Source organism: Primorskyibacter flagellatus (assembly GCF_900176485.1).
Lineage (GTDB): Bacteria > Pseudomonadota > Alphaproteobacteria > Rhodobacterales > Rhodobacteraceae > Primorskyibacter > Primorskyibacter flagellatus.
Window position 1 is genome coordinate 290,020 of sequence record NZ_FWYD01000003.1, and the last position, 26,862, is coordinate 316,881.

Below are 26,862 nucleotides of genomic sequence, written 5' to 3' on the forward strand. Positions count from 1 at the left end.
GACGCATGCGGTGGATTTTCCTCATTCTCTTTCTGCTTCCCGGCGCGGCCCTGGCCGATTGCGTGGTGTTGTTGCACGGGCTGGCGCGGACGCAGGCAAGCCTGACACCAATGGCATGGAGCCTTGAGGCCGCAGGCTACCGCACCGTCAATCCCGGCTACGATTCCACGCATGAGCCGCTGGAGCCGCTGATGCGGGAAACCCTGCCCGCCGCAGTTGCGCAATGCGGCGAGGACCGCGTGCATTTCGTCACCCATTCGATGGGGGGTATCCTGCTGCGTCTTTGGCTGGCAGAAGGCAACCGGCCGGAAAACATGGGCCGCGTCGTGATGCTTGGCCCGCCAAACGCGGGCAGTGAACTGGTGGACCATCTGCGCAGTCTGGCGGCTTTTGGATGGGTCAATGGCCCGGCGGGCGACCAGCTTGCCAGCGACGGGCCGGTGCCGGATTTGCCCCCGGTGGATGCCGATCTTGGTGTGATTGCTGGCAATCGCTCGCTGAATCCCATCTTCTCGCTGATGATCGACGGGGCGGATGACGGCAAGGTGTCCGTCGAGTCCACCCGTGTCGCGGGCATGGACGATTTCATCGTGCTGCCCGTCACCCACACGTTCATGATGCAAAGCCCGCTGGTGATTGCGCAGGTTCTGGAATATCTGGGCACCGGCCATTTCAGGCCGGATATGGGATGGGCAGAAGTGCTGGATCGCAGCGGCCTGACCTGTGCCGTGAAGGGCTGTCTGGAGGATGACGATGACCCGACCGACTTTGGGCCCAGCCCTTGACCTGACGCTGACAGGCGCGCGTGTCCTTCGCCCCGGTGGGTTCGATGGCGGCGCGCTTTCTGTGTCGGGCGGGGTGATTGCCGACGCGCCCGCAGGGCGGCAGGTGGATCTGACGGGTTGTCTGGTCCTGCCGGGTCTCATTGACGTGCATGGTGACGGGTTCGAACGGCACATGGCGCCGCGCCGTGGTGCACTGCGCGAGGCTGAAAATGGTGTGATTGCCACGGCGGCAGAGCTGGCGGTTAACGGCATCACCACCGGCGTGATGGCGCAGTTCTTCAGTTGGGAAGGCGGGCTGCGCAGTCCCGACTTCGCCGCATCGGTCTTTGGGGCCGTGGGAGCTGTGCGCGACAGCCTGCCGGTGGATCTGCAACTGCAATTGCGGTTGGAGACACATATGATGGACGACTTCCCGCAGATGCTGGACATGGTCGCGGCACATGACATTTCCTACGTTGTGCTGAACGACCACCTGCCGCACAAACGCCTGTCAGAGGGACGCAAACCCCCGCGCCTGACCGGACAGGCGCTGAAATCCGGCCGCTCGCCCGAAAAGCTGCTGGCCCTGATGCAGGGGCTGCATGCCCGAAGCGCAGAGGTGCCAGAGGCCGTGGTGGCGCTCTGCCAGAGATTGACCGCGCGCGGTGTCCGGCTGGGCAGCCACGACGACCACACGGCAGAGGTGCGTGCGGATTGGCGGGCCATGGGGGTGCATGTGTCCGAATTTCCCGAGACATTCGAGGCCGCCTCTGCCGCGCGGCAAGGTGGTGATGCGGTGGTTCTGGGGGCGCCGAACGTGGTGCGCGGGGCCAGCCATGCGGGCAACGCCTCGGCCACGGAACTGGTGCGCGAGGGGCTGTGCGATGCGCTGGCCTCGGATTACCACTACCCGGCGATGCGGCAGGCGGTCTGGCGGCTGGTCGAACAGGACATCCTGACATTGCAGGACGCATGGGCGCTGGTGTCCAGCGGTCCTGCACGGGTGCTGGGCCTGACCGATCGCGGTGTGCTTGAACAGGGAAAGCGCGCCGATCTGCTGGTGCTGGACGCAGATACACAGCGCGTGGGGGCGGTGATCAGCGGCGGACATATCGCCTATCTGACTGGACGGATCGCGGCGCGCTTTCTGGCCTGAGCCGTGCGGCTGGCTGCTGTGACTTTTCCGGCGATGCCAAAGGATATGTCGAAAATCAGGCGATGCATGGTCGTGTGACGTCTGGAGTGAGGCCTAGGCCTTCTGAATACGGTTCACATGGCCCATCTTGCGGCCGGGTTTGACCTCGGCCTTGCCGTAGAGGTGCAGCGCACAACCTGGTTCTGCGGCAAGATCCGGCACGCGGTCCATATCGTCGCCGATCAGATTTTCCATCACCACATCCGTGTGTCGCTGCCCGTCGCCAAGCGGCCAGCCCGCGACCGCGCGGATGTGCTGCTCGAACTGATCGATGGCACAGCCATTCTGTGTCCAATGGCCGGAATTGTGCACACGCGGCGCGATTTCGTTCACGATCAACCCCTTGGGGGTCACGAACAGTTCCACGCCCATGACACCGACATAGTTCAGCGCATTCAGAATCCGCGCGGCCAGCAGAACAGCATCCGAGCGTTGCGCAGAGCTTAGCCGCGCAGGCACGGTGGTGGTGCGCAGGATGCCGTCCTTATGTACATTCTCGCCCGGATCGAAGGCCGCAACGGAGCCGTCCAGCCCGCGCGCGGCAATCACGGACACTTCGTGGCTGAAATCCACAAACCCTTCGAGGATCGCAGGCGACCCGGCCATATCGGACAATGCCTGCGCGGCCTCTTGCGGTGCCGAGATGCGCGCCTGCCCCTTGCCATCGTAGCCGAAACGACGGGTTTTCAGGATCGCGGACATGCCGATTTGTGTCAGCGCGGTGTCCAGATCTTCGGCAGTATCAACCGCCTTGTAAGGCGCGGTCGTCAATCCCAGATCGTTGAGGAAATCTTTCTCTGTCAGGCGGTCCTGACTGACGCGCAACGCCTCGCGGCCCGGAAAGACGGGGGTGATGGCCTCCAGCACGTCCAGCGCCTGGGTCGGGATGTTCTCGAACTCGTAGGTGATGACATCGACACTGTTCGCAAAGGCGGTCAGGGCGGTGGCATCTTCATAGGGCGCTGTCGTCACGGCATGGGCAACGTCGCCCGCCGGCGGATTGGCACCCGGCTCGAAGATATGGGTGCGCAGGCCCAGCCGTGCCGCTGCGACTGACAGCATCCGGCCAAGCTGGCCACCGCCCAGAATGCCGATGGTCGATCCTGTGGGAAGCGGGTTTGTCATCGTCGGAAACCTCCGGGCTGTGGTCTGGGCCTGTGTTCTTTCGCGGGTTACAGAAGGCCGTGCAGGACCGCAAGCGGCGTCAGTCGTCAGTCGGCGTCTCGGGGATCGACGCGGACAGGGCGATGCGCCACGCGTCCAGCCGCTCTGCCAACGCTGCGTCCTGAAGCGCCAGAATGCCCGCCGCCATCAACCCGGCATTGGCGGCACCCGCCGCGCCAATGGCCATAGTGGCCACCGGAAAGCCGCGCGGCATCTGGAGAATGGAATACAGGCTATCGACGCCGGACAATGCGCGGGTCTGCACCGGCACGCCGATGACCGGCACACGGGTTTTGGAGGCCATCATGCCAGGCAAATGCGCGGCCCCACCGGCCCCTGCGATGATGACCTGAAGGCCGCGATCCACGGCTGTCTTGCCATAGTCCCACAGGCGGTCCGGCGTGCGATGGGCAGAGACGATGCGCTTTTCATAGGGGACATCAAGCGTGTCCAGCATATCCGCAGCTTCCTTCATCGTGGACCAGTCAGACTGGCTGCCCATGATGATACCCACCCGGATCAAAGTGTCGTCGCCCATGCCGCCCTCCGCGAAATCAGAGCGCGCACTATAGCTGGATCGCATCTGGTGGCAACGATTGTCAGGCGATGATGTCGGGCAGCAACCGATCCTCGATCCGGGCGATCAGATCCTTCAGCCGAAGCTTCTTTTTCTTCAGCCTTTGCAAGGTGATCTGATCCGCCGTGCCGCTTGTGGACAGCGCGCGGATTGCTTCGTCAAGATCGCGATGCTCGCGGCGAAAAACCTCCAGCTCCACACGCAGCACATCGTCATTCTTCATGGAGAGATCGGTGGGCGCGTTCATGGGATCATACCTGATAGATTGTTCGCTCTTAGGATACTGCCTTGCATTGCGTTTGGCAAAGGTCTTGCAAGCCTGCAAAGGGCAACCCATATTTGTGTTGCGGGGGTGCCTACAAGGGCCGCCGCAGCACTGTCGCTTGAGTGATAAGGACACGGCATGACGAAACTGACACTAGGCTCATACCCTCATATGTTGGGGTTCGAGCAGCTGGAGCGTGCGTTGGAACGCACCGCGAAATCCGGCAACGAAGGCTATCCGCCCTACAATATCGAACAAACGTCAGAATGCTCTTACAGAATCACCTTGGCCGTGGCCGGGTTTTCCGAGGGCGATCTGGCGATTACAGTCGAGGATCGGCAGCTTGTGATCCGTGGCAAGCAGGGCGATGATGATGAGGATCGCATCTTTTTGCACCGTGGCATCGCAGCGCGACAATTTCAGCGGTCCTTCGTCTTGGCCGAAGGGGTCGAAGTGGGCGACGCAATCATGGAAAACGGGCTTCTTCATGTCGATCTGGAACGATCGCGACCCGAGGCCGTTGTCCAGACAATTCAGATCAGGAAAGGCTGACGTCATGCATACTGAAATCGAGCTCCCCAAGAAAAATGATGATCGCATCGTATATGTGCGTCCGGTCGATGTCTCTGAATTGCCCGAAGAGGTTCAGAATCAAGCGGTTGGGATAAAGCAGCTTTACGCCGTCCACAGCGCCGATGGCGAACGGCTGGCTTTGGTCAAGGATCGCGACATGGCGTTTATCCTTGCGCGACAGAACGATCTGGCACCGGTGACGGTGCATTGATCTAGCACGCAACAGGTGATGAACCAACGGCGGCGCAACCGCGGGTGAACGGGGTTGCGCCGCTGGTGGTGGACACAGTGAACCGTTGATGAAATGCAACAAAAAGGGTCAGTCTTCACTCGGAAGATTGGCCCATCGCCATCAAGAACGTCGCGGAGAAGAAGTTGACATAAGAGTCATTCTTCAAAACCGAAACGTCATTGGAAAATCTCTCAAATCCGTTTCATTCGTTTCCAACGGGGACGTCAATTTTCTCCGTGCGCGTAGAATGACCTTAAGAATAATCGCGGCAGAAGAGCGGATCGCAAAACCTACGAGCGTCGCAGCCCTAACGGCTGCGATGAGACGGGCCTTCAGAGGCATAACTGGCAACTTCGGAAAACAAAAGAAGCCTGCTACATCCCGATGTTGCCGTCGTCGTGGCACCGCGCGTTTCAAGCTGTATTCCGCTTCCTCCATTTTACGTTGGGTCGCAATCGCTTAGCCGTTCAAGCTAGACACGATGGTTTTATGGTCATGGGGCCGGACGCATCTGCACCCGGCCCCATGATCTTTTCATAAAAGCGCGATCTCAGCCCGCAATCAGGCCCATTGATTCCAGCTTCAGGATCACCTGATGCGCGCAGTTGTCGACATCGACGTTTTCCGTCTCGACGACAAGCTCGGCATTCTGAGGGACGTCATAAGGATCAGAGATCCCGGTGAATTCCTTGATTTTGCCTTCGCGGGCCAGCTTGTACAGACCCTTACGGTCACGACGTTCGCATTCCTCGATCGAGGTCGCCACATGCACCTCGATAAAGGCACCAAAGGCTTCGACGTCTTCGCGCACGGCGCGGCGGGTCGCGGCATAGGGCGCGATCGGCGCACAGATGGCGATACCACCGTTCTTGGTGATCTCGGACGCGACATAGCCGATGCGGCGGATGTTCAGATCGCGATGCTCTTTCGAGAAGCCCAGTTCGGATGACAGGTTCTTGCGAACAATGTCACCGTCCAGAAGTGTCACGGGACGACCGCCCATTTCCATCAGCTTGACCATCAGCGCGTTGGCGATGGTCGATTTTCCTGAGCCGGAGAAACCGGTGAAGAACACGGTAAAGCCCTGCTTGGCCCGCGGCGGCTTGGTCCGGCGCAGTTCCTTGACGACCTCGGGGAAGGAGAACCATTCGGGGATTTCCAGCCCTTCGGACAGACGACGGCGCAGTTCGGTGCCCGAGATGTTCAGGATCGTGACCTTGTCCTTGTCCTCGATCTCGTCCATCGGTTCGTATTGTGCGCGTTCCTGCACCCAGACCATATGTTTGAAATCGACCATCTCGACGCCAATGTCGGCCTGATGCTTGCGGAACAGTTCCTGCGCATCGTAGGGCCCGTAGAAATCCTCGCCCTGAGAATTCTTGCCGGGGCCGGCATGGTCTCGGCCCACGATGAAGTGGGTGCAGCCGTGATTGGCGCGGATCAGCCCGTGCCAGACGGCCTCGCGCGGGCCGCCCATGCGCATGGCCAGGGGCAGCAGCGACATGGTGGTGGTCGATGCGGGATACTTGTCCAGAACAGCCTCGTAGCAGCGCACGCGGGTAAAATGGTCGACATCGCCGGGTTTGGTCATGCCGACCGAGGGATGAATCAACAGGTTGGCCTGCGCTTCTTTCGCGGCGCGGAAGGTCAGCTCCTGATGGGCGCGGTGCAGCGGGTTGCGGGTCTGGAAGGCGACAATCTTGCGCCAGCCCAGTTTGCGGAAATGGGCGCGCAACTCGTTGGGTGTGTCGCGGCGGCCGCGGAAATCATAGTGGACCGGCTGCTGGATGCCGGTGACAGGGCCACCCAGATAGACCTTGCCGGCGGTGTTGTGCAGGTAGTTCACGGCGGGATGCGCGGTGTCATCGGCACCGAAGACCTTCTCGGCCTCACGCGATTTGTCGGGGGTCCAGCGGTCGGTCACGGTCATGGTGCCCAGGATCACGCCTTCCTGATCGCGCAGGGCAATGTCCTGTCCCAGTTCAAGCGTTTTGGCAAATTTCTCGGACACGTCGAGCGTGATCGGCATCGGCCACAACGCGCCGCTGGAGAGACGCATGTTTTCAACGACACCGTCGTAATCTTCCTCGGTCAGAAAGCCCTTGAGAGGGTTGAAGCCACCGTTCATCAGCAGCTCCAGGTCACAGATCTGGCGCGGCGACAGGTCATGCGACGTCAATTCGGCAGCTTCGTTCTTCAGCTTCTGAGCGCTGTCATAGGAAACGTAAAGCTCCGGGATCGGTGCCAGATTCGACATGGTCATCTCTCTTATTCTCGTTTGAAACAATTCGCACAGGCGGGATCCGGAGGCCCCATCATCTTCGCGCGCCTTTAGACCCGTGATGCCCTTTGTATCAAGGGGTTCTCATGGGTTTTTAGCCCGTGGTGCGGAAATGCCGCGTTGCGTTTGGCGCATGGCTTGGTGCCGGAGGCCCGCCGACAGGACGGGCTTGGCAAAGAAAAACCTTTCATTCAGGCTTCTTGCGGCACCGGTTCGACATCCGCTTCGGTCTCGGCGAGGAACTTCTCGGCATCCAGCGCGGCCATGCAGCCCATTCCGGCGCTGGTGACGGCCTGCCGGTATTTGTGATCGGTCAGGTCGCCTGCGGCGAACACTCCGGGGACACTGGTTTCGGTCGTTCCGGGTTTGACGCTGACATAGCCACCATTGTGCATTTCCAGCGCATCCTTGACCAACTCGTTGGCGGGCGCGTGGCCGATGGCGACAAACACGCCCTTGGCGGGAATTTCGGTGATCTCGCCGGTTTTGACATGCTTGACCTTGATGGCCTCGACGCCCAGCGGGGTGTCCGTGCCGGTCACTTCTTCCAGCTGATGATCCCAAAGCGGGACAATCTTGGGGTTTTTCATCAACCGGTCGATCAGGATCTTTTCGGCGCGCAACTCGTCCCGGCGGTGGACCAGCGTCACCTTGGAGGCGAAATTGGTCAGGAACAGCGCCTCTTCGACGGCGGTGTTGCCGCCGCCGATGACCACAATTTCCTGTCCGCGATAGAAGAAGCCGTCGCAGGTGGCACAGGCCGAGACGCCAAAGCCCTTGAATTTTTCCTCGGACGGCAGGCCCAGCCACTTCGCCCGCGCGCCGGTGGCAAGGATCACGGCGTCGGCGATATAGGTGTTGCCGCTGTCGCCCTTGGCCACGAAGGGCCGGTTTGAAAGATCAAGGCTGGTGATGATGTCGCCGACAATCTCGCAGCCCATCGCCTTGGCATGCGCTTCCATGCGGACCATCAGATCCGGGCCCTGCACCTCGGTGTCACCGGGCCAGTTTTCCACTTCGGTGGTGGTGGTCAACTGGCCGCCCGGTTCGATTCCCTGCACCAGAACCGGGTTCAGCATGGCGCGCGCGGCATAGACGCCCGCCGTATAGCCTGCCGGGCCGGAGCCGATGATGAGTACCTTGATATGGCGCGTGTCGGACATCGCGAAGCTTCCTTCGTGCAGATTTTGAGGGCTTGTCGGCCCGGTGTCGTGCTTGCATATAGAGATGAGAGATCAGGACGGAAACCCTTGCACCGTTCTGACGCCTGTAGAACTGCTCAAAATGCCGATCAGTTAATAATGTTGCGCAGTTGTGAAAGATTATTGCGCGTACGACATTGGTGGTATAACAATCCGGCAGCTTTGGGAGAGCATGAAGGATGCGCGCTGTGCGGCTTGATCCAATTGATCGCAAAATCTTGTCAGAATTGCAGGCCGATGGTCGGATGACCAATGTCGAGCTGGCAAAGCGCGTCGGAATTTCCGCGCCACCTTGCCTGCGGCGTGTTCGTACGCTGGAAGAGCAAGGATTTATCCGTGGCTATCATGCCGATGTCGATCCGCGTGAACTGGGCTTCGAGGTTCAGGTTTTCGCCATGGTGGGGCTGCAAAGTCAGGCCGAGGCCGATCTGCGCGCCTTTGAGGACCGTTGCCGCGCCTGGCCGCTGGTCCGCGAATGTCACATGCTGAACGGCGAGGTGGATTTCATCCTCAAATGCGTGGCACCGGATCTGAGCACATTTCAGACTTTTCTCACGGATCAGCTTCTGACCGCCACGAATGTCGGGTCCGTCAAGACATCATTGGTGATCCGCGGCGCAAAGGATGAACCCGGCGTGCCTTTCGAAGTTCTGGAAGACAGGCTGAGTCGCAGCGCCTGAGCCGCGACAAGGGGGGTGCTGTGTGCGGCGGGCAAAAACGCCGCAATCCGCATCACAGCCGGATGGTTGAAATCAGCCGCCCGTAATCCGCTTCCTTGGCATGTGTCGCCCGCCGGTAGGAATAGAATCGATCCGCGTCCGAATAGGTGCAATGCCGCGTCCATTCGGCATTCACGCCAGCGGCGCGCAACCGGTGCAGGCCAAAGCCGGTCAGATCAAAATGCAGCCGGTCCCCGTCGCCATTGGCAAAGAAGCGCGCGTTTTGCGGATCCTCGTCAAGGAAATTGTCAAAAAACTCCGCGCCCACCTCATACGCTCTCTGGCTGATCGAGGGGCCGATGACGGCATGGATCTGCGCGCGGCGTGCGCCCAAGCCTTCCATCGCATCGACTGTTGCTTCCAGAACCCCGTCCAGCGCACCGCGCCAACCGGCATGGGCCGCGCCGATCACGCGGGCCTCGTGGTCGGCAAACAGCACGGGCTGGCAGTCCGCCGTCAGAACCGCAAGCGCGATGCCGGGAGTGGCTGTCACTAGCGCATCGGCCTGGGGGCGCGGATCGGTTTGGGGTGCGTCCACATGGACCACATCCGCCGAATGCACCTGATGCACAGACGCAAGGTGGTCGGGGCTGACCTCCATCGCGGCTGCGACACGGGCGCGGTTGATCGCCACGATTTCGGACTGGTCGGACGATCCCGGACCGCAGTTCAGCCCGAAAAACACGCCGGACGATGCGCCGCCGCGGCGGGTAAAGAACCCGTGTCGCAGGGGGGCCAAACTATCGGCAGTGATGATTTCCAGTGTCATGCGTCCAGTCCCGGCGGCGGTGGAGCGGTCTGCGGGAAGAGCCCCAGCAGTTTGAACAGCGTCCCCATTTCCGAGGGGTGCGTCAACCGGCGATGTGCGGCGATATGCGACTCGCGTACCGTACCGCTTAGCGCCTCGGCCAATTGCTGCGCACGGGCGGTGATTCCCAGCCGTTCAAGAAACACGCCCTGCGTGGTAAGCCTTGTGTGCGCAGAGGGCGTGGCGCGAGCCAATGCCTCGAAATCCACATGCGCGGTCAGGTCAGCCTCGCCCGGCGCGGCCAGCGGATCAACCGGGCTGTGCGCTTGTAGCGCCTGAAGCGTGTCGCCAAGACTGCGCCAGTCGCCATAATCCGCGATCAGTGCCGCGCCACCGTGATCGGCGATGCGTTGGCCGATGGTCTGGATGATCGTGGCGGCAGCCGGGCAATGCTCTACCAGATCGCCGTCTTGCGTGTCGTCCAGCCGGTGCGTCAGCGCGCTGACGGGGGCAGGCGGGGCAAGGCCGAATTGCAGCCCGTCATCGGACAGCCCGACCCGGCGTTCGCACCATGCAGCGCCATTGCGGACATATTGCCGGATGGGCAGGGCGTCGAAGAACTCGTTTGCCACCAGCCAGAGCGGCGCGTCGGGCAGGTCCGCCGCGTGGTCCAGCCATGCTGGCGCATGGCCTGCCAGCGCCTCTGCCTGACGGGCGCGCAGCGGTGCGGACGCCTCGACAAGGTAGATCCCGGCGGCATCGTGAAATCCCGGCACGCGGGCCGTGGCGCGCAGGATGTCGGCCATCATTGTCCCGCGGCCCGGCCCAAGTTCGGCCAGCGTGAAAGACGCAGGCGCGCCCTGATCCAGCCAACTTTGCGCAAGGCAGAGGCCGATAAGCTCGCCGAACATCTGGCTGATCTCGGGGGCCGTGGTGAAATCGCCCTTCGCACCCAGCGGGTCGCGCGTGGCGTAATAGCCGTGGACGGGGTGCAGCAGGCTTTCGGCCATGAAATCCGCAACCGGGATTGGCCCTTCGGCGGCGATCCGTGTGCGCAATATCCGCAACAGCGGGGTCACTTCGATACCATGCGCCGCTGCGTCCAGCCGATCAACGTCAACCCGATCAGGATCATCGGCAGTGACAGGAGCTGCCCCATCGTCAGCCCGTAGCCGTCGATTTCGACCGCCAGACCCAGCGGATTGCCAAGTGCCACGAACTGCGCGTCAGGCTGCCGGAAGAACTCGACAAAGAACCGTGCGCAGCCATAGCCTGTCAGAAAATAGCCGGTCAGCCGGCCGGGGACTTTGAAAGCGCCGCGCCGCCAGGCCTGCCAGAGCAGGAAACCGCCCAGCAGCAACCCCTCCAGCGCGGCCTCGTACAATTGTGACGGGTGCCGCGCGCAGAGTTGATCCAATGCCTGCCCGCAATCCTGTGCCGCAGCGCCGGGGAAGATCACCGCCCAGGGCGCATCGCTGGGACGGCCCCACAGCTCGGCATTCACGAAATTCGCGAGACGCCCGAAAAGCAGCCCCGGCGGCGTTGCCAATGCCATGATGTCAGCCACGGACAGCACCGGCGCGCCGACCCGACGCGCGAACAGCAGACCAGCCAGCGCCACCCCCAGCATCCCGCCATGAAAGGACATCCCGCCCTGCCAGACCATCAGGATCTCTGCCGGGTTCGAAAGGTAATAGGCAGGCTGATAGAACAGCACGAATCCCAGCCGACCGCCGAGGATAATGCCAAGGATGACCCATGTGACCAGATCTTCCAGCTGTTTGGGCGACATCGGCGGCGTGTCGTCCCGCCAAAGCCCGGTGTTTCGCAAGGCGCGGGCGGCCAGCCACCACCCAACAAGGATGCCTGCGATATAGGCCAGCGCATACCAGCGCAGCGCAAAATCGATCCCGAATGCGGTGATCGAAAAAACCTCGGGCGAGAGGGGCGGGAAGGGGATGCCAGCGTTCATGTGCGTCTCTGTGCCTCTGTCCTTCGGGGGAAGTCAACCTTGTGATATTCGCCCTCGACGCCCATATAGGCAACAGACCAAAAGCCGGAGTGACACATGCAGACCCGCAACAAAGTATTCGACGACATCTCGCAGTTGATGACCAACGCGATGGGCGTGGCCCAGGGCGCGCGGCAAGAGGCCGAGACCGCGATGAAGTCCATGATGGATCGCTGGCTCGCGGATCGCGATTTTGTCACGCGCGAAGAGTTTGATGCCGTGCGCGCGATGGCGCAAAAGGCCCGCGAAGAGAATGAGGCATTGTCCGCGCGGATCGCGGCACTGGAAGCTGCGTCCAAAAACGACTGATCGCAGGTCGGGCGGCGCGTCAGGCTGTCCTGACGCTGTAACCCGGCGGAGTCAGCAGTTTGCGGAAAAGCGTTTCCACATGGGCCTCTGCGCCTGCGCGGGCTTCTGTCTTGCGGGGCATCAGCACCTCTACCTGGGCTTCGAAATCCGCGTAGTGCTGCGTGACCGCCCATATTGAAAAGATCAGATGCCCCGGATCGACCGGGGCCAGTTTGCCGTGGTGCACCCAGGTTGCAATCAAGGCGCATTTCTCGTCAAACAGTGTTTTCAGCCCTGAGGCCAGATGCGGCCCCATCCGGGGTGCGCCCTGAATGATCTCATTGGCGAACAGACGGCTTTCGCGCGGATAGGCATGGCTCATCGCCAGCTTGCGCGAAATATACCGCATCAGTTCGTCCAGTGGCTCACCCTCCGGATCCATTTCTTGCAGCGGGGCCAGCCATTCGGCCATCAGCGTGTTCAGCAAATCGACATGGATCGCTTCCTTGCCATCGAAATAATAAAGGATGTTGGGCTTTGACAGCCCGGCCTCTGTCGCGATCTGATCCAGTGTCGCGCCACGATACCCGTGCTGCGAGAACACATTCAGCGCTGCGTCCAGAATACGCTTTCGGTTCCGTTTCTGGATACGGCTGCGTTTGGGTGTTTCGGGCGGGGGCTTGCCGTCATCCATGAGGTTTTTCACCTGCTGATTAGTTGGGCAGTCTTTGTCCCGCGTTGATGGTTCCGTGCGGGTGGTGGAAGTCAATCCTTGACACAATTCGGTGCCCTTGCAATCGTGCCTTTACCAATTGGTAAAAAACATGCGGCGCTGTGGCAAGCCTTAAGGCAGGGTCTTTTGGTCATAGGTGGCGCAACCAGGTCGGCGGGCAGCCCGGCCGACAGATAAGGTAGGATGACGGATATGGCAGCACCCGGCGAAAACCTTCGGATCAATGGCGACCGGCTTTGGGACAGCTTGATGGAAATGGCAAAGATTGGTCCCGGTGTGGCAGGCGGCAACAACCGCCAGACGCTGACGGACGCCGATGCCGAAGGCCGCGCGCTGTTTCAGTCATGGTGCGAAGCGGCTGGCATGGAAATGGGGCTTGATACGATGGGCAATATGTTTGCGCGCCGTGAGGGCACCGACCCGGAGGCGCTGCCGGTCTATGTCGGTTCGCATCTGGATACGCAGCCTACGGGTGGCAAATACGACGGCGTGCTGGGCGTGCTGGGCGGGCTGGAAATTATCCGCTCGCTCAACGACATGAACATCAAGACCAAGCACCCGATCGTTGTCACCAACTGGACCAACGAGGAAGGCACGCGGTTTGCCCCCGCCATGCTGTCCTCGGGTGTGTTCGCAGGCGTTCACGAGCAGGATTGGGCCTACAACCGCGAAGATGCCGAGGGCAAGAGCTTTGGCGATGAGTTGGAACGTATCGGCTGGAAAGGCGAAGAAGAGGTCGGCGCGCGCAAGATGCATGCGATGTTCGAATTGCATATCGAACAGGGGCCCATTCTGGAGGCCGAGGGCAAGGACATCGGTGTTGTGACACACGGGCAGGGCTTGTCCTGGACGCAAGTGACGGTGACCGGCAAGGACAGCCATACCGGCTCTACCCCGATGCCGATGCGCAGGAATGCAGGCCTTGGCATGGCGCGTATCCTGGAACTGGTGGATCAGATTGCCTGGTCGCACAAGCCGGATGCAGTTGGCGCAGCGGGTCACATCGACGTCTATCCCAACTCGCGCAACGTGATCCCCGGCAAGACGGTCTTCACCGTCGATTTCCGCTCGCCCAACCTGAGCGTGATCGAGGATATGGAAAAGCGCCTGCGCGTTGAGGGAGCGAAGATTTGCGAGGAAATGGGTCTGGAAGTCTCATTCGAAAAGGTCGGTGGCTTTGATCCTGTCGAGTTCGACAAGGACTGTGTGACGGCCGTGCGCAACGCCGCCGAACGCTTGGGCTATTCCCACCGCGACCTGATCTCTGGCGCAGGCCACGATGCTTGCTGGATCAACCAGGTCGCGCCCGCGGCGATGGTGATGTGTCCCTGCGTGGACGGCTTAAGCCACAACGAGGCCGAGGAGATCAGCAAGGATTGGGCCACCGCCGGTGCGGACGTCCTGTTTCACGCCGTGGTCGAAACGGCGGGGATCGTGGAGTGAGCTTTAGTGTCATCCGACCTGTCCCGGGCTTGACCCGGGACCTTTTGGCCAGCGTGGAACAAGGTCCCGGGTCAAGCCCGGGACGGGGTTCACTCAATCGTAACGCTATTCGCGACATCTTACGGCATGGCGCATTTTGTCTACATCATGGCCTCTCGGCCTTGCGGAGCCATGTACACAGGAAGGGCAACGGATCTTCGTACCCGAGTGGAGGCGCATCGCGCTGGGTTGTCTGTGCATACCGCAAAATACAACATCCGACGCTTGGTCTGGTTCGAAGAACACGACTGTTTCGAGGCGTCACTCAGGCGCGAGCGAGCGATCAAACGGTGGCGTCGCGACTGGAAAATTGCGCTGATAACGCAAAGCAATCCGAATTGGCACGAATTAACACCCCAAATCCCAGATTGAGCCGACGCAAGGTCCCGGCTCAGGGCCGGGACGGGTTGGCACAGGGAGGCAAGATATGACCAAAGTCATCAAGAACGGCACCGTCTGCACGGCGGATCGCACTTGGAAAGCGGATGTCCTGATCGAGGGCGAGGTGATCAAGCAGATCGGTGAAGACCTCAAAGGCGACGAATATATCGACGCGGAGGGCGCCTATGTCATCCCCGGTGGCATCGATCCGCATACTCATCTGGAGATGCCTTTCATGGGCACCACGGCGGCAGAGACCTTTGAGTCCGGCACTTGGGCGGCGGCCACCGGCGGCACGACGATGCTGGTGGATTTCTGTCTGCCCGGTGCGGATGGGTCGATCAAGAACGCCATCAACGAATGGCACCGCAAATCCGCCCCGCAGATATGTGCTGACATCGGCTATCACATGGCGATCACCGGCTGGAACGAGACCATCTTCAACGAGATGAAGGACGCCGTTGATATGGGCGTCAACTCTTTCAAGCATTTCATGGCCTATAAGGGCGCGCTGATGATCGAGGATGACGAGATGTTCGCCTCTTTCAAGCGCTGCGCCGAACTCGGCGCACTGCCGATGGTGCACGCCGAAAACGGTGATCTGGTGGCCGAGATGCAGCAGAAATACTTCGATCAGGGCATCACCGGCCCCGAGGGTCACGCCTATTCCCGCCCGCCGGAATTTGAAGGCGAGGCGGCCAATCGCGCGATCACCATCGCAGATGCGGCGGGGGTGCCGCTGTATATCGTGCATGTCTCTTGCGAGCAGGCGCATGAAGCCATCCGGCGCGCGCGTCAAAAGGGGATGCGGGTTTACGGCGAGCCGCTGATCCAGTTCCTGACACTCGACGAATCCGAGTATTTCAACAAGGATTGGGACCACGCCGCCCGTCGTGTCATGTCGCCGCCCTTCCGGTCCAAGGATCATCAGGACAGCCTTTGGGCCGGGCTGCAATCGGGATCGTTGCAGGTGGTAGCCACGGATCATGCGGCCTTCAACACCGAACAAAAGCGCGCGGGCCGGGACGATTTCCGGATCATCCCCAACGGATCGAACGGGGTGGAGGAACGGCTGGCCGTGCTCTGGACCGAAGGGGTCGAAACCGGCCGCCTGACCCCGAACGAGTTTGTCGCGGCGACCTCGACCAATGTGGCGAAAATCCTCAACATCTACCCCAGGAAGGGGGCCATCGTCGAAGGGGCGGATGCGGATATCGTGGTGTGGGATCCGAAAATCTCCAAGACGATCTCGCCCACGAACCACCATTCAGTGCTGGACTACAACGTCTTTGAAGGGTTCAACGTGTCCGCGCAAAGCCGCTACACGCTTAGCCGTGGCGAGGTGATTTGGGCCTGGGGCCAGAATTCGCAACCCCAACCCGGCCGCGGCAAGTTCGTCCCGCGCCCCGCATTCCCATCTGCGCATGAGGCGCTGAGCAAGTGGAAGGCACTGACCGCGCCCAAGATGATCCAGCGCGATCCGCTGAACATTCCGGCGGGGATATGAATGCTCGCCGCGCATCTTTTTGTCACCGCGGTTGGGATGGCGTTTTTCGTGGGGATCGTTTGGTCCGCTTCATGGATAGCGAACCGGTGGCTACATCGGATCGCCGCCTTTGGAATCGGGGCGCTGGCGAGCATCTGGCTTGCACAAAACATTGTTCGCGGGATCTTTCATTGTTTGCACGCCCCTCGTTATGTTCCCCCTGCGCCCGGTGAGGGCGGGGAGGGGCAAATGATATTCAACTGCGATTCCGCAGGCGGAGTTATTGATCGGGTTTACCTATATGTCATTGGTCCACTGGCCTTGATTACGCTGATATTAATTTCCGTGCGCTTTTTGCGGGCCAAACCGGTAGTGAATGCGCCATGAACCGCTCTGTGATTTCCGCCAGTGATTTATCGCTGACGTTCCAAACCAACGATGGCCCCGTCCATGCGCTCAAGGACGTGTCGCTGGATATCCATAAGGGCGATTTCGTCAGCTTCATCGGCCCATCCGGCTGCGGCAAGACGACGTTCCTGCGCGTCATGGCCGATCTGGAGCATCCGACAGGGGGCAGCATCACAGTCAATGGCGTCAGCGCGGCGGAGGCGCGGCGCAACCGCGCCTATGGTTATGTGTTTCAGGCGGCGGGGCTGTACCCGTGGCGCACGATCGGCGGCAACATCCGCCTGCCGCTGGAGATCATGGGGTATTCCAAGGCGGATCAGGCTGAACGGGTGGCCCGAGTGTTGGAACTGGTGGAACTTGACGGGTTCGAGAAGAAATTCCCGTGGCAGCTTTCGGGGGGGATGCAGCAGCGGGCCTCGATCGCGCGCGCGCTGGCATTTGACGCGGATATTCTTCTGATGGATGAACCTTTCGGGGCGCTGGACGAGATTGTCCGCGACCATCTGAACGAACAGCTTCTGGCGTTATGGAGAAGAACGGAAAAGACCATCGCCTTTGTCACGCATTCGATCCCCGAGGCGGTGTATCTGTCCACCAAAATCGTGGTGATGAGCCCGCGCCCCGGACGGATCAGCGACGTGATCGACAGCCCTTTGCCCAAGGAGCGCCCGCTGGAAATCCGCGATACGCCCGAATTCATCGAGATCGCGCATCGGGTGCGCGATGGGTTGCGCGCGGGGCATGGTTATGATGACTGAGGCCTGCGTTGCGCGTCGTGCTGCCCGCAAGGCCGCACTGATGTCCGTCCGTCCGAAAGCCGAAACATCGACCGACGATGCCTGTGGCGAAGCCGACAGTTTAGAATGGGGTCCGATGCTGCGTGCCAGTATTGCGCGCTTGCGGACGGAGTGGCGGCGATGAGGCGTTTTGGTCCGGTGCTGGTGGTCGTGCTGACGATCTTTGCCATCTGGTATGTCGGCAGTTTTCTGATGAACCGCACATGGGTGATGGATCAGGCCGCGCGGGCCGGGACTGAACCGGGCTTCACGGAAGTATTGCGCGATACGATGAATCAGGATCGTGCCAAACTGCCCGCGCCGCACCAAGTTGCGGCAGAGCTGTATGACGGGGTGGTCAACAAGAAGGTCACCTCGAAACGCAGTCTGGTTTATCACGGGTTCATCACGTTTCAGGCGACGATGGCAGGCTTTGCGCTGGGGATCATTGCCGGCGTCGCGCTGGCGGTTGCCATCGTGCTGAGCCGTTTTGCGGACCTGACGCTGATGCCATGGGCGATCATCAGCCAGACCATCCCGGTGGTGGCACTCGCGCCGATGATCGTGGTGCTGGCCAATGCCGCCGGTGCGGGTAGCCTGATGGTGCCAAAGGCGATCATCGCGGGGTATCTTGGCTTCTTTCCCATACTTGTCAGCATGGTTGCGGGCTTGCGCAGCCCTGACGGAATGCAACTGGATTTGCTGCGCACCTATGGCGCATCCCCGGGCCAGGTGTTCTGGAAATTACGCCTGCCCGCATCCTTGCCCTATTTCTTCGCCTCGCTGAAAATCGCAGTGGCGGCCAGCCTCGTCGGTGCCATCGTAGGCGAGCTGCCAACGGGCGCGATCTCTGGCTTGGGCGCGCGGATGCTGATCGGATCGCAATTCGGCAATCCGATGATCATGTGGTCGGCACTGTTTGCCGCGGCAATCCTGGCAGCCTTGCTGATATGGATCGTCTCCGGGATCGAGAAAATTGCGGTGCGGACGATGGGCGGAGGGCAGACATGACCGGGCAGCCATCCTTGTTTTTGCGGATCGGGTTGCCGCTTGGGTTCGGGATCGCCGTGCTTGTCTTGTGGGAGCTGTTTGTTGTCGGATTCAACATCCCCCGTGCGATCCTGCCCGCACCGTCGGAGATTTGGGCCGCCATCCAACGCTCAACTGCGATCCTCTGGGTCGATTGGGTGCAGACCGTACTGAAAGGGGCGTTGACCGGCCTTCTGATCGGGGCGGTTGCGGGCTTTGTGGCTGCATTGGCGATTGACCGCGTGGATTTCCTGCGTCGCGGCCTGTTGCCGGTAGCCAATTTCGTGGCGGCCCTGCCGATCGTCGGGGTCGCGCCGATCATGGTGATGTGGTTCGGATTTGACTGGCAGTCCAAGGCTGCGGTTGTGGTGGTCATGGTGTTCTTCCCGATCCTGGTGAACACGCTGGCAGGGCTGGCGGCAACCGACAGGATGCAGCGCGACCTGATGCGCACCTATTCGGCGAGCCATGCACAGACCCTGACCAAATTGCGCCTGCCCGCAGCCATGCCGTTTGTCTTCAATGGCCTGAAAATCTCGGCCACCCTTGCGTTGATCGGTGCTATCGTGGCGGAGTATTTCGGCTCGCCCACCAAAGGCATGGGGTTCCGCATCTCGACAGAGGTCGGACGGTTGGGGATTGATATGGTCTGGGCCGAAATCGCCGTTTCTGCGCTGACAGGAACGGTTCTCTACGGGTTCGTCGTACTGATCGAGCGTTGGGTGACCTTTTGGCACCCGTCGCAACGGCGGGGCCGATAACAATGAAACGCGATCAACAACACGGAGTTTAAAGAATGACGATGAACAAGATTGCCGGACTGGCCGTTGCCGCAGGGCTGATCGCTTCGGGCGCACAGGCGGCGGATGATCTGACGCTGCAACTGAAATGGGTCACACAGGCCCAGTTCGGGGGCTATTATGTGGCGCTGGAAAAAGGCTTTTACGAGGACGAGGATCTGAACGTCACGATCAAGCCGGGCGGCCCGGATATCGCGCCCACACAGGTGATCGCAGGCGGTGGCGCCGATGTGGTCGTCGAATGGATGCCCGCCGCGCTGGCCGCGCGTGAAAAGGGGTTGCCGCTGGTCAATATCGCGCAGCCTTTCAAGTCGTCGGGCATGATGCTGACCTGCCTCAAGGAAAGTGGCATCGAAGGCCCCGAGGATTTCCCCGGCAACACGCTGGGTGTCTGGTTCTTCGGCAATGAATACCCGTTCCTGTCCTGGATGAGCCAGCTTGGAATCCCGACAGAGGGCGGTGAGGACGGTGTCGAAGTTCTGAAACAGGGCTTCAACGTCGATCCGCTGTTGCAGAAGCAGGCGGTGTGCATCTCGACCATGACCTATAACGAATACGGTCAGGTTCTGGATGCGGGAATCGCCGAAGAAGACCTTGTGACGTTCAAATATGAGGATCAGGGCGTCGCGACGCTTGAAGACGGGTTGTATGTTCTGGAGGACACGCTGTCGGACGAAGCGACCGTTGATAAGCTCGCCCGTTTCGTGCGCGCCTCGATGAAGGGCTGGAAATACGCCGAAGAGAACCCGGATGAAGCCGCAGAGATCGTGCTGGAATATGACGAGACGGGCGCGCAGACCGAAGCGCATCAAAAGCGGATGATGCGCGAGATTGGCAAGCTGACCTCAGGCTCGAACGGTGCGTTGGACGAGGCGGATTATCAACGGACCGTCGACTCGTTGCTGTCGGGCGGATCCGATCCGGTGATCACCAAGCAGCCCGAAGGTGCCTGGACTCACGCCGTCACCGACAAGGCGCTGAATTAACGCCGGAGCCTATCGCAATCTGATACAGAATTGGGGCGGTCCGAGGGGCCGCCCCGACGCGTTCTGAAACGTTTTGGGGTTTGCGGCTGGATTTCAATCTTTCCAGCCACAGTTTGATTAAGGGTGTGATGTAACATCGCTATGACGAGCTGTTTTGGAAGCCGCCGGATCATGCTCGGCCACGCAACTGGTGCGTGGAAATCGCATGAAACATCCCGTCGGCGTCTTCGCCCGCAAGGGTCAGCGCGTCCAGCGCGAAGGGCGTGGGCAGGATCGGTGTCAGATGATCGGCAAGCGTCGCCTCAAGCATCCGCGCCTGAGCGACCGGCAGCTTGCTGCTCAGCGTGAGGTGGAGCCGGAATTGGTCCATCACATAGGGATAGCCCCAGCGTTGTAACATTTGCTTCTGCCGGTCGGATAAAGGGTGTGACCCGTAGCGATCAAGGTCGGCCTGACTTAACGGCGCGCGGAAAACATCAAGCGCCTCTACCGTCCGCGCCGCAAGATTCGCAATCGCGGTGGTCTCTCTCGCAGGTGTCAGTGCCACAAGACGGCCCAGACGAGTGATCTTCAGAGAGTCGGCAAACGCGGGGGGCAGGCGCACGGACAGTGTTTCCAGTGCCGCTGCAAGTGTGGTCGCGCTTTGTTCATCAGCCAGCCGGAAGGGTGGCTTGATCGTTGCGTGAAACCCGTAGCGGCGCGGTGTTTCGGTCAGGCTATGTGCAGGCGCATGCAGCCCGTTTACCACCGGGGCGGTGCAGGCCATGCCGGTCAACATGTCCCAGCCCAACCACGCCGCGCCGAACCGTGCCAGCGCGCTTTCCTGAGGTGTGTAATAGATCGCGTAACGGCGATAGGTCATGCGGTCTCCGCGATACGCGCGCCGGGCCTGACCCGGCGCCTTTTGGCATTACAGCGTTTCGGCGATCAGCGGCCCAGCGGGAAAACGAACGTCTTCCAGCTTGGCAAAGCGGGCGATGCGGGCCAGTTCCGCTTCCAGCCGTGCGTGGCGGGCGTCAGTCCAGCGCACACCGCGTTCGGGCCAGACTGCGGCAACGTTCAGAACCCCCGCCGACCGGTCAGCTTTCATGTCGATCCGCCCCACCAGCCGGTCGCCTTCCAGCAACGGAAAGACGTAATAGCCATAAATGCGTTTGGGGGCCGGGGTAAAGACCTCGATCCGGTAGTGAAACCCGAACAGGCGCTCTGCCCGGGCGCGGTCGCGCAGCGCCGGATCGAACGGGCTGAGCACGCGCATCCGGGCAGGTGGCTTGGGCGCGTTTTGTGCGGCGTCCGCGATGCCGGGCCGCGCGACAGAGCGGCGCAGGCTGCCATCCGTGCCTTCGATGTCAATCTCTTGCAAAGCGCCCGATGCCAGACCGCGCGCTACCCAGGCCTTCGCCTCGGCGGCGGTGGCCTTGGCCCAGAAGGCTGCGATTTCGCCGGCAGTGGCAAAACCCAGGCGGTCCAGCGCCGCGTTGCAGGCCCAATTGATTGTCTCGGCCTCGGTGGGACGGTGGGCAAGATGGCGTTCGGGGATCACGTTTTCGGCCAGATCGTAGATCTTGCGAAACCCCTCGCGCCGCGTCACCGCCAGCGCGCCCGACCGCCAGAGATATTCCAGCGCCGTTTTTGACGGGTGCCATTCCCACCAGCCGCCCGAGCTGCGGCCTTCGTCCTTGCCGACCTCGGACGAACTGGCGGGACCGTGGGTGCGGATGTGATCCAGCACCGGCTGCGTCTTGTGTTCGAAACCGTCCGGGCGTCCCTTGCGCCATTGCTTTCCCAGCGCAGCAGCGTCACGGGCACAGCGCAGGTGCCAATAGGGATAGAATTCTGTGGGGATCACCGCAGCATCATGCGTCCAGTGTTCAAATATCGTCCGGTCGCGGTCCAGCAAAGGTGCAAGATCGGCGGGCCGGTAAGATTGCCGCCGCGCATGCAGGATCATGTGATGCGCGCGCGCCACGGTATTGATGCTGTCGATCTGGACAAAGCCCAGCCGCTTGATCAAAGCCGCGAGATCCGCACCCTTTGCGGACCCGGTGGGTGCTTCCGCCAAGGCGTGCCGGTCAAGAAACAGCCGCCGCGCCGCACGGTTCTTCAGGACCGGCGGCTGCGTCACTTCCGTTTGAGCGTATCGCCAAAAGCGATCGTCGGGGTCAGTTCCACATGGCTTTCGTATTCAGCCGCATCCCCATCTGCGACCCGTGTCGCGATGATCTGGGCGGCGGTCTTGCCAACATCCAGACGGCAGGCATCCATTGTCGCCAATTGCTTTGGCAATCCATCCAGAAGATCGACCCCGTTAAAACCGGCCAGTCCGATCTCTCCGGGGATATCGACGCCCTTCTCAAGCAGATAAAGCAAGCCACCCGCGCCAATCATGTCGTTGGAATAATACAAGAAATCCAGATCCGGTGTGCGTTCAAGCATGGCATGGGTCATCTCGCGTCCTTTCACCAAAGCCGATCCGCCCGAATAGAACTCCTGATCCGCGACCTCGACACCGCCCTTTGCCAGCGCCTCCGTGAACCCTTCAAAGCGTTTGCGGGCGCGGTGATCCAGCGGCATTTTGGTGCCCATGAAGCCGATCCGCTTGTAGCCTGCTTTCAGGATCGCCTTTGCCATCTCGCGGCCTGCGCGGCGATGCGAAATGCCGACCATGCAATCGACGGGCGTGCCGTCCACATCCATGATCTCGACCACCGGAATGCCGGCCGCCTGCATCATCGCACGCGAGGAATCCGTATGTTCCAGCCCGGCGATGATCACGCCCGAGGGCCGCCATGACAGCATTTCATACAGGACACGCTCTTCCTTTTCAGGGGTATAATCGGTGACGCCCACGACCGCTTGCAGATCCGTGCCTTCCAGCACCTGGTTGATGCCGGTCAGAACCTCCGGAAAAACCATGTTCGACAGGGACGGAATGATGACTGCCACCAGATTAACCCTCTGACTGGCCAGCGCGCCTGCGATCTTGTTGGGCACGTAGCCCAGCCTGCGCGCGGCCTCCAGCACCTTTTCGCGGGTTGCATCCGACACGTCGCCGCGGTTTCGCAACACGCGGCTGACGGTCATTTCGGACACGCCCGACGCCTCGGACACGTCGCGCAGGGTCAAGGGGCGGGAGTCATCGTTTGCCAAAGTGGGTAATCCTGTGATGGTTCAGTCGATGCTACGCAATCGCCCGAGCCTGTTCAAGCCAGCAAAGCCGCGCAGTCGGTGCGTCGGGGCTTCGACATGACCGCCCAAACGCCACCGCGGCGAGCGGTGTTCTACGGCGGGACTTTTGGGACTTGTCGGTCAAGGCGAACAATCGTAGAAAAAGGTCAGATGTGTCTGCGTAGCTCAGCTGGATAGAGCACAGGATTCCTAATTTTCAATTGGGCGTTGCGATGGGAAACCGCGCAACGGATCTGCTCAAAGTCGGGGAAAGCTACGATGCGCTCGCATCTTGCCAATCCCGAGCCAAGCCCCGCAAGGGGAAGGTGTAGAGACTGGATGGGCAGCGCCTACGGACCGATGGTCTAGGGTGAAGGGACAGTCCAGACCACGAACGCCCGCAAGGGCGGCGGTGAAAGCCGAAGTGGTATGAATCCTGGGGCCGTGGGTTCGAATCCCGCCGCGGACACCACTTTTTACCTTAAGATGTTGAGTTTCAGGGGGCGGTGCCTTTTGGGCCAACGCTCAGCCCCCAGACACCCCCATCTCGGGGCGGACCATTGGCCCGCCCCTGACGAATCGCTATGCGAGCCCCAGTGCCTGTCGCCGTCCAGAAGCCCAGCGGGTCACCAGATGGTCGACCATCAGCCCCATGAAGGCCACCGCAAAGCCCAGCACCAGCCCCTTGCCGACATCGGTGGAGGAAAGTGCCCGCTGCATCTCCTGACCGAGATCCTGGGTGCCGATGAAGGCGGCGATGATCACCATGAACAGCGAGAACATCACCGACTGGTTGACCCCGACCATGATCGTCGGCAGGGCCATCGGCAGGCGCACATTCCACAAGGTCTGGCGTTGTGTCGCCCCGGACATGTTAGCCGCCTCGATCAGCGCTTCCGGCACGCCGCGCAGCCCCTCGATCGTGTAGCGCACCAGCGGCACCGCAGCGAACAGGAACACGGCACTGACCACGGCAACGTCATTGACCCCAAAGAGCATCACCACCGGAATCAGGTAGATAAAGCTCGGAAAGGTCTGCAACGTGTCGCAGATCAGCAGCACTTTGACGGCGCGTTTTTCATTGCGCGCGCCCCAGATCCCCATCGGAAAGCCAACGAGCAGCGCCAGCAGCACAGAAAAGCTCACCATATAGACGGTGATCATCGCGCGATCCCACCAGCCTGACATTGCGATCAGCCCGAAGAAGCCAAGGCAGACCAGCGCCGAGCGCAGCCCACCGATGGCCCAGCCGATTGCCGCCAGCAACGCCAGCACGGCGCTGAACGGCAGGTACAGATAGGCGTCACGCATCGGGATCAGTATCCAGGTGATCAGGAACCAGCGCAGCCATTGGGTGACCGGATCGATCAGCACGATGAACCAGTCCACCACCGCATCGATCGGTTTGGCCATGCTCAGCGCCTGACTGCGCTTGACCTGGTCGAGCATTGGAAACACCTGCGCCAGCGCGAAGGCAACGGCGACCAGCACCGCCCAGATCACCAGAAACTTGTTACTCACAACCCAGGATGTGCCCTTCTCGAAATGCTCGGGCTGCCTCACCGCCCACGCCTTGGTGCAGCGGTCGAGCATGACTGCGAGCAGCACGATGGTAATGCCGATCTCGACCGAGCGACCGATCTTCAGCGCTTGTAGCAACTGTAGCAGTTTCTGGCCGAGGCCCGGCATGCCGATGAAACTGGCCAGAACCACCATGGCGAGACATTGCATGATCACCTGGTTGACGCCCACGAGAATGTCGGTGCGTGCCGTCGGGATCTGTACCGAATGCAGCAATTGCCAGCGCGTCGCGCCGCACATATGCCCGCTTTCCACCACTTCGGGTGAAACCTTCTTGAGGCCCAGCAAGGTCATCCTGATCATCGGCGGCACTGAGAAGATGATCGTCACGATCGCCCCCGCCTTTGGGCCGACTCCGATGAACACCACGACCGGGATCATATAGGCGAAATGCGGCAATGATTGTGCGATGTTGAGGATCGGGTTGAGGATCTTCTCGAAACGCGGTGATTTCCACCCGAGTACCCCGATCATCAGACCAAAGAGGATCGAAAACGGTGCCGCTACGACAATGACTGACAGCGTTTCCATCGACCAGGTCCACTGGCCCATCACCACGATCCAAACAAATGTTCCCGCCGAAAGCAGAGCCAGACGCCAGCCCTGCAACGCATAACCCACAACCCCGGCGGTCACAGCGATGACACTCCAGGGAATCGGGCCCAGATATGGCCAGCGGTTGCGCCCATAGAGCAGGTTGGCGGTGACATCTAGCAACCACTCGACCCCTTCGGCGAAGGCGCGGGTGACATGCATCAATCCCAGATCATCGCGCAGGAAGTTGAACAGCGCGTTGATCCAGTCGGCAAAGGGCCAGACCAGCCATTCCGGCGGCCGGACCAGCCCGGCGGGGAGCAAGGTCTTGGTCAGCACCAGCAGCACGGCAAACCCCAGCAGCCCCTGGGCGACGCGGGTTTTTGAGAGCGCGGGCAAGCGCGCCTGCGGATTGTTGGTAAGCGCGGTGGTCATGCGGGTGCTCCGAAGAGCACGTCGAGCGCTTCCTGTCTTGCCATCGCGCCGATCACCTTGCCGTTCTTGTCGGAAACCGGCATCAGGTCGCGCGTGTCATTGACCAGCAGGCGGCCCATTTCCTGAATGGTCGTATGTCCGGCAATCGGCTCGCCGGTCGGGGCGATGCCGTTGATCGGGCGGGCCAGACCGCGGGCATGGACCACGCGGGCCTTATTGATATCTTCGGTGAACTTGCGGACATATTCGGTTGCTGGTTCCAGCACGATCTTGTCGGGCGTGTCGCATTGCTCAACCGCGCCGTCCTTCATAATCGCGATCCGGTCGGCAAGGCGCAGCGCCTCGTCGAAATCATGGGTGATGAAAACGATGGTCTTGCCGAGCATTTCCTGCAGGCGCAGAAATTCATCCTGCATCTCCCGGCGGATTAGGGGGTCGAGTGCCGAGAACGGCTCATCCAGGAACCAGATATCGGGTTCGATGGCGAGGCTCCGGGCAATGCCGACGCGCTGCTGCTGGCCACCGGACAATTCGCGTGGGAAATATTCCTCGCGCCCACCAAGCCCGACAAGTTCGATCACTTCGAGCGCCCGGGCGCGGCGGGTGTGGCGGTCCTGGCCGCGCATCTCCAGCGGGAAAGCGACGTTATCAAGCACGTTGCGATGCGGCAGCAGGCCGAAGCTCTGGAATACCATGCCCATCTTGTTGCGGCGTAGATCGATCAGTTCTTTTTCGTCGAGAGCGCCAATATCCTGCCCTTCGACCTTGACGGTGCCGCCAGTGATGTCGAGCAACCGCGACAGGCAGCGTACGAAGGTTGATTTGCCAGAGCCCGAAAGCCCCATGATCACCAGCATTTCGCCTCGAGTTATATCAACTGAGACATCGCGCACGGCGGCGATATAACCGGCCTGGCGAATTTCATCGAAAGTCGGATTGCCGGTCATGCCCGCCAGATAGTTTTCCGCTTTCTCTCCAAACAGCTTCCAGACATTGCTGCAAGAAATGACGGTTTCCGGTGTGGTCATGAAATTTTTCCCCTTG

General features: G+C 61.0%; 28 protein-coding genes. 14 read left to right on the forward strand and 14 right to left on the reverse strand.

All coding sequences use genetic code 11. The features are described 5' to 3' along the window. Positions 1-5 precede the first annotated feature (5 nt). Together B8991_RS06845 and B8991_RS06850 are read left to right on the forward strand one after the other, a co-directional pair. On the forward strand, positions 6-785 hold the full coding sequence (locus B8991_RS06845) for an alpha/beta fold hydrolase (protein ID WP_084351720.1): 780 nt from the start codon (positions 6-8) through the stop codon (positions 783-785). Next, positions 754-1,920 (forward strand): alpha-D-ribose 1-methylphosphonate 5-triphosphate diphosphatase, encoded by a 1,167-nt coding sequence (locus B8991_RS06850; protein WP_084351722.1) that lies wholly within the window; start codon positions 754-756, stop codon positions 1,918-1,920. Before B8991_RS06845 ends, B8991_RS06850 begins: the two co-directional genes overlap by 32 nt. A gap of 93 nt (positions 1,921-2,013) precedes the next feature. On the opposite strand, the gene B8991_RS06855 is transcribed toward B8991_RS06850, so the two are convergent. The 3 genes from B8991_RS06855 to B8991_RS06865 all read right to left on the reverse strand — a co-directional run bounded on the left by B8991_RS06855 (position 2,014) and on the right by B8991_RS06865 (position 3,947). Next, positions 2,014-3,084 (reverse strand): 5-(carboxyamino)imidazole ribonucleotide synthase, encoded by a 1,071-nt coding sequence (locus B8991_RS06855; RefSeq protein WP_084351724.1) that lies wholly within the window; start codon positions 3,082-3,084, stop codon positions 2,014-2,016. Between the two features lie 79 nt (positions 3,085-3,163). Further along, positions 3,164-3,661: a 5-(carboxyamino)imidazole ribonucleotide mutase gene (purE, locus tag B8991_RS06860; RefSeq protein WP_084352222.1), complete on the reverse strand. Its 498-nt coding sequence runs from the start codon at positions 3,659-3,661 to the stop codon at positions 3,164-3,166. A gap of 61 nt (positions 3,662-3,722) precedes the next feature. Further along, entirely contained in the window at positions 3,723-3,947 is a 225-nt protein-coding gene (locus tag B8991_RS06865; RefSeq protein ID WP_084351726.1) for a YdcH family protein, read from the reverse strand. Positions 3,948-4,103: 156 nt separating this feature from the next. Between B8991_RS06865 and B8991_RS06870 the strand changes: the two genes are divergently transcribed. Both B8991_RS06870 and B8991_RS06875 read left to right on the forward strand, forming a co-directional pair. Further along, positions 4,104-4,517 (forward strand): Hsp20 family protein, encoded by a 414-nt coding sequence (locus tag B8991_RS06870; protein ID WP_084351728.1) that lies wholly within the window; start codon positions 4,104-4,106, stop codon positions 4,515-4,517. A gap of 4 nt (positions 4,518-4,521) precedes the next feature. Beyond that, a complete protein-coding gene (locus B8991_RS06875) occupies positions 4,522-4,749 on the forward strand; it encodes a DUF1150 family protein (RefSeq protein WP_084351730.1) in 228 nt (75 codons plus the stop codon). Between the two features lie 571 nt (positions 4,750-5,320). Here the strand turns inward: B8991_RS06875 and B8991_RS06880 are convergent. Both B8991_RS06880 and trxB read right to left on the reverse strand, forming a co-directional pair. Then, positions 5,321-7,033, reverse strand: coding sequence for a bifunctional sulfate adenylyltransferase/adenylylsulfate kinase (locus tag B8991_RS06880; RefSeq protein WP_084351732.1), 1,713 nt, complete (start codon positions 7,031-7,033; stop codon positions 5,321-5,323). A gap of 209 nt (positions 7,034-7,242) precedes the next feature. Continuing rightward, positions 7,243-8,214 carry a thioredoxin-disulfide reductase gene (gene trxB, locus B8991_RS06885; protein ID WP_084351734.1) on the reverse strand — a complete coding sequence of 324 codons (972 nt, stop codon included), beginning with the start codon at positions 8,212-8,214 and terminating at the stop codon, positions 7,243-7,245. A gap of 218 nt (positions 8,215-8,432) precedes the next feature. Here trxB and B8991_RS06890 point away from each other — a divergent pair, with 218 nt between their 5' ends. Further along, on the forward strand, positions 8,433-8,933 hold the full coding sequence (locus B8991_RS06890) for an Lrp/AsnC family transcriptional regulator (protein WP_084351736.1): 501 nt from the start codon (positions 8,433-8,435) through the stop codon (positions 8,931-8,933). Positions 8,934-8,985: 52 nt separating this feature from the next. On the opposite strand, the gene pgeF is transcribed toward B8991_RS06890, so the two are convergent. The 3 genes from pgeF to lgt are packed head-to-tail and all read right to left on the reverse strand — an operon-like array spanning position 8,986 to position 11,692. Beyond that, positions 8,986-9,741, reverse strand: a complete 756-nt coding sequence (gene pgeF, locus B8991_RS06895) for a peptidoglycan editing factor PgeF (protein ID WP_084351738.1) — start codon at positions 9,739-9,741, stop codon at positions 8,986-8,988. Then, positions 9,738-10,799 carry a class I SAM-dependent methyltransferase gene (locus tag B8991_RS06900; RefSeq protein WP_235866569.1) on the reverse strand — a complete coding sequence of 354 codons (1,062 nt, stop codon included), beginning with the start codon at positions 10,797-10,799 and terminating at the stop codon, positions 9,738-9,740. The genes pgeF and B8991_RS06900 overlap by 4 nt, the downstream gene beginning before the upstream one ends. Beyond that, positions 10,796-11,692, reverse strand: coding sequence for a prolipoprotein diacylglyceryl transferase (lgt, locus tag B8991_RS06905; protein WP_084351740.1), 897 nt, complete (start codon positions 11,690-11,692; stop codon positions 10,796-10,798). The genes B8991_RS06900 and lgt overlap by 4 nt, the downstream gene beginning before the upstream one ends. Positions 11,693-11,788: 96 nt before the next feature. Between lgt and B8991_RS06910 the strand changes: the two genes are divergently transcribed. Next, positions 11,789-12,040, forward strand: a complete 252-nt coding sequence (locus B8991_RS06910; protein WP_084351741.1) for an accessory factor UbiK family protein — start codon at positions 11,789-11,791, stop codon at positions 12,038-12,040. Positions 12,041-12,059: 19 nt separating this feature from the next. Here the strand turns inward: B8991_RS06910 and B8991_RS06915 are convergent, their stop codons facing one another. After that, entirely contained in the window at positions 12,060-12,713 is a 654-nt protein-coding gene (locus tag B8991_RS06915) for a TetR family transcriptional regulator C-terminal domain-containing protein (protein ID WP_084351743.1), read from the reverse strand. A gap of 231 nt (positions 12,714-12,944) precedes the next feature. Here B8991_RS06915 and B8991_RS06920 point away from each other — a divergent pair, with 231 nt between their 5' ends. The 8 genes from B8991_RS06920 (at position 12,945) to B8991_RS06950 (ending at position 20,100) form a co-directional block, all read left to right on the forward strand. Then, complete coding sequence (locus tag B8991_RS06920; protein WP_084352226.1) at positions 12,945-14,195, forward strand: Zn-dependent hydrolase; 1,251 nt, start codon at positions 12,945-12,947, stop codon at positions 14,193-14,195. A 126-nt stretch (positions 14,196-14,321) separates the two neighbouring features. Then, the gene (locus B8991_RS06925) at positions 14,322-14,606 is read left to right on the forward strand and encodes a GIY-YIG nuclease family protein (RefSeq protein WP_084351745.1); all 285 of its coding nucleotides are present in this window, start codon (positions 14,322-14,324) and stop codon (positions 14,604-14,606) included. Positions 14,607-14,661: 55 nt separating this feature from the next. Continuing rightward, positions 14,662-16,122 (forward strand): dihydropyrimidinase, encoded by a 1,461-nt coding sequence (gene hydA / locus B8991_RS06930; RefSeq protein WP_084351747.1) that lies wholly within the window; start codon positions 14,662-14,664, stop codon positions 16,120-16,122. Beyond that, complete coding sequence (locus tag B8991_RS06935) at positions 16,123-16,488, forward strand: hypothetical protein (protein ID WP_084351749.1); 366 nt, start codon at positions 16,123-16,125, stop codon at positions 16,486-16,488. Further along, on the forward strand, positions 16,485-17,267 hold the full coding sequence (locus tag B8991_RS06940) for an ABC transporter ATP-binding protein (RefSeq protein ID WP_179141437.1): 783 nt from the start codon (positions 16,485-16,487) through the stop codon (positions 17,265-17,267). Before B8991_RS06935 ends, B8991_RS06940 begins: the two co-directional genes overlap by 4 nt. A 159-nt stretch (positions 17,268-17,426) precedes the next feature. Continuing rightward, the gene (locus B8991_RS21035) at positions 17,427-18,296 is read left to right on the forward strand and encodes an ABC transporter permease (RefSeq protein WP_143514507.1); all 870 of its coding nucleotides are present in this window, start codon (positions 17,427-17,429) and stop codon (positions 18,294-18,296) included. Next, entirely contained in the window at positions 18,293-19,075 is a 783-nt protein-coding gene (locus tag B8991_RS21040; protein ID WP_235866570.1) for an ABC transporter permease, read from the forward strand. Before B8991_RS21035 ends, B8991_RS21040 begins: the two co-directional genes overlap by 4 nt. Positions 19,076-19,116: 41 nt before the next feature. Further along, a complete protein-coding gene (locus B8991_RS06950; RefSeq protein ID WP_084352228.1) occupies positions 19,117-20,100 on the forward strand; it encodes an ABC transporter substrate-binding protein in 984 nt (327 codons plus the stop codon). A gap of 169 nt (positions 20,101-20,269) precedes the next feature. On the opposite strand, the gene B8991_RS06955 is transcribed toward B8991_RS06950, so the two are convergent. The 5 genes from B8991_RS06955 to B8991_RS06975 all read right to left on the reverse strand — a co-directional run bounded on the left by B8991_RS06955 (position 20,270) and on the right by B8991_RS06975 (position 26,846). Beyond that, positions 20,270-20,962, reverse strand: coding sequence for a DUF1045 domain-containing protein (locus B8991_RS06955; protein WP_084351753.1), 693 nt, complete (start codon positions 20,960-20,962; stop codon positions 20,270-20,272). A gap of 48 nt (positions 20,963-21,010) precedes the next feature. Continuing rightward, positions 21,011-22,225 carry a winged helix-turn-helix domain-containing protein gene (locus B8991_RS06960; protein WP_179141438.1) on the reverse strand — a complete coding sequence of 405 codons (1,215 nt, stop codon included), beginning with the start codon at positions 22,223-22,225 and terminating at the stop codon, positions 21,011-21,013. Continuing rightward, positions 22,222-23,250 carry a LacI family DNA-binding transcriptional regulator gene (locus tag B8991_RS06965; RefSeq protein ID WP_084351755.1) on the reverse strand — a complete coding sequence of 343 codons (1,029 nt, stop codon included), beginning with the start codon at positions 23,248-23,250 and terminating at the stop codon, positions 22,222-22,224. Before B8991_RS06965 ends, B8991_RS06960 begins: the two co-directional genes overlap by 4 nt. A 600-nt stretch (positions 23,251-23,850) precedes the next feature. Continuing rightward, positions 23,851-25,818, reverse strand: coding sequence for an ABC transporter permease (locus B8991_RS06970; protein WP_084351757.1), 1,968 nt, complete (start codon positions 25,816-25,818; stop codon positions 23,851-23,853). Beyond that, a complete protein-coding gene (locus tag B8991_RS06975; protein ID WP_084351759.1) occupies positions 25,815-26,846 on the reverse strand; it encodes a quaternary amine ABC transporter ATP-binding protein in 1,032 nt (343 codons plus the stop codon). The genes B8991_RS06970 and B8991_RS06975 overlap by 4 nt, the downstream gene beginning before the upstream one ends. Between the last annotated feature and the right edge of the window lie 16 nt (positions 26,847-26,862).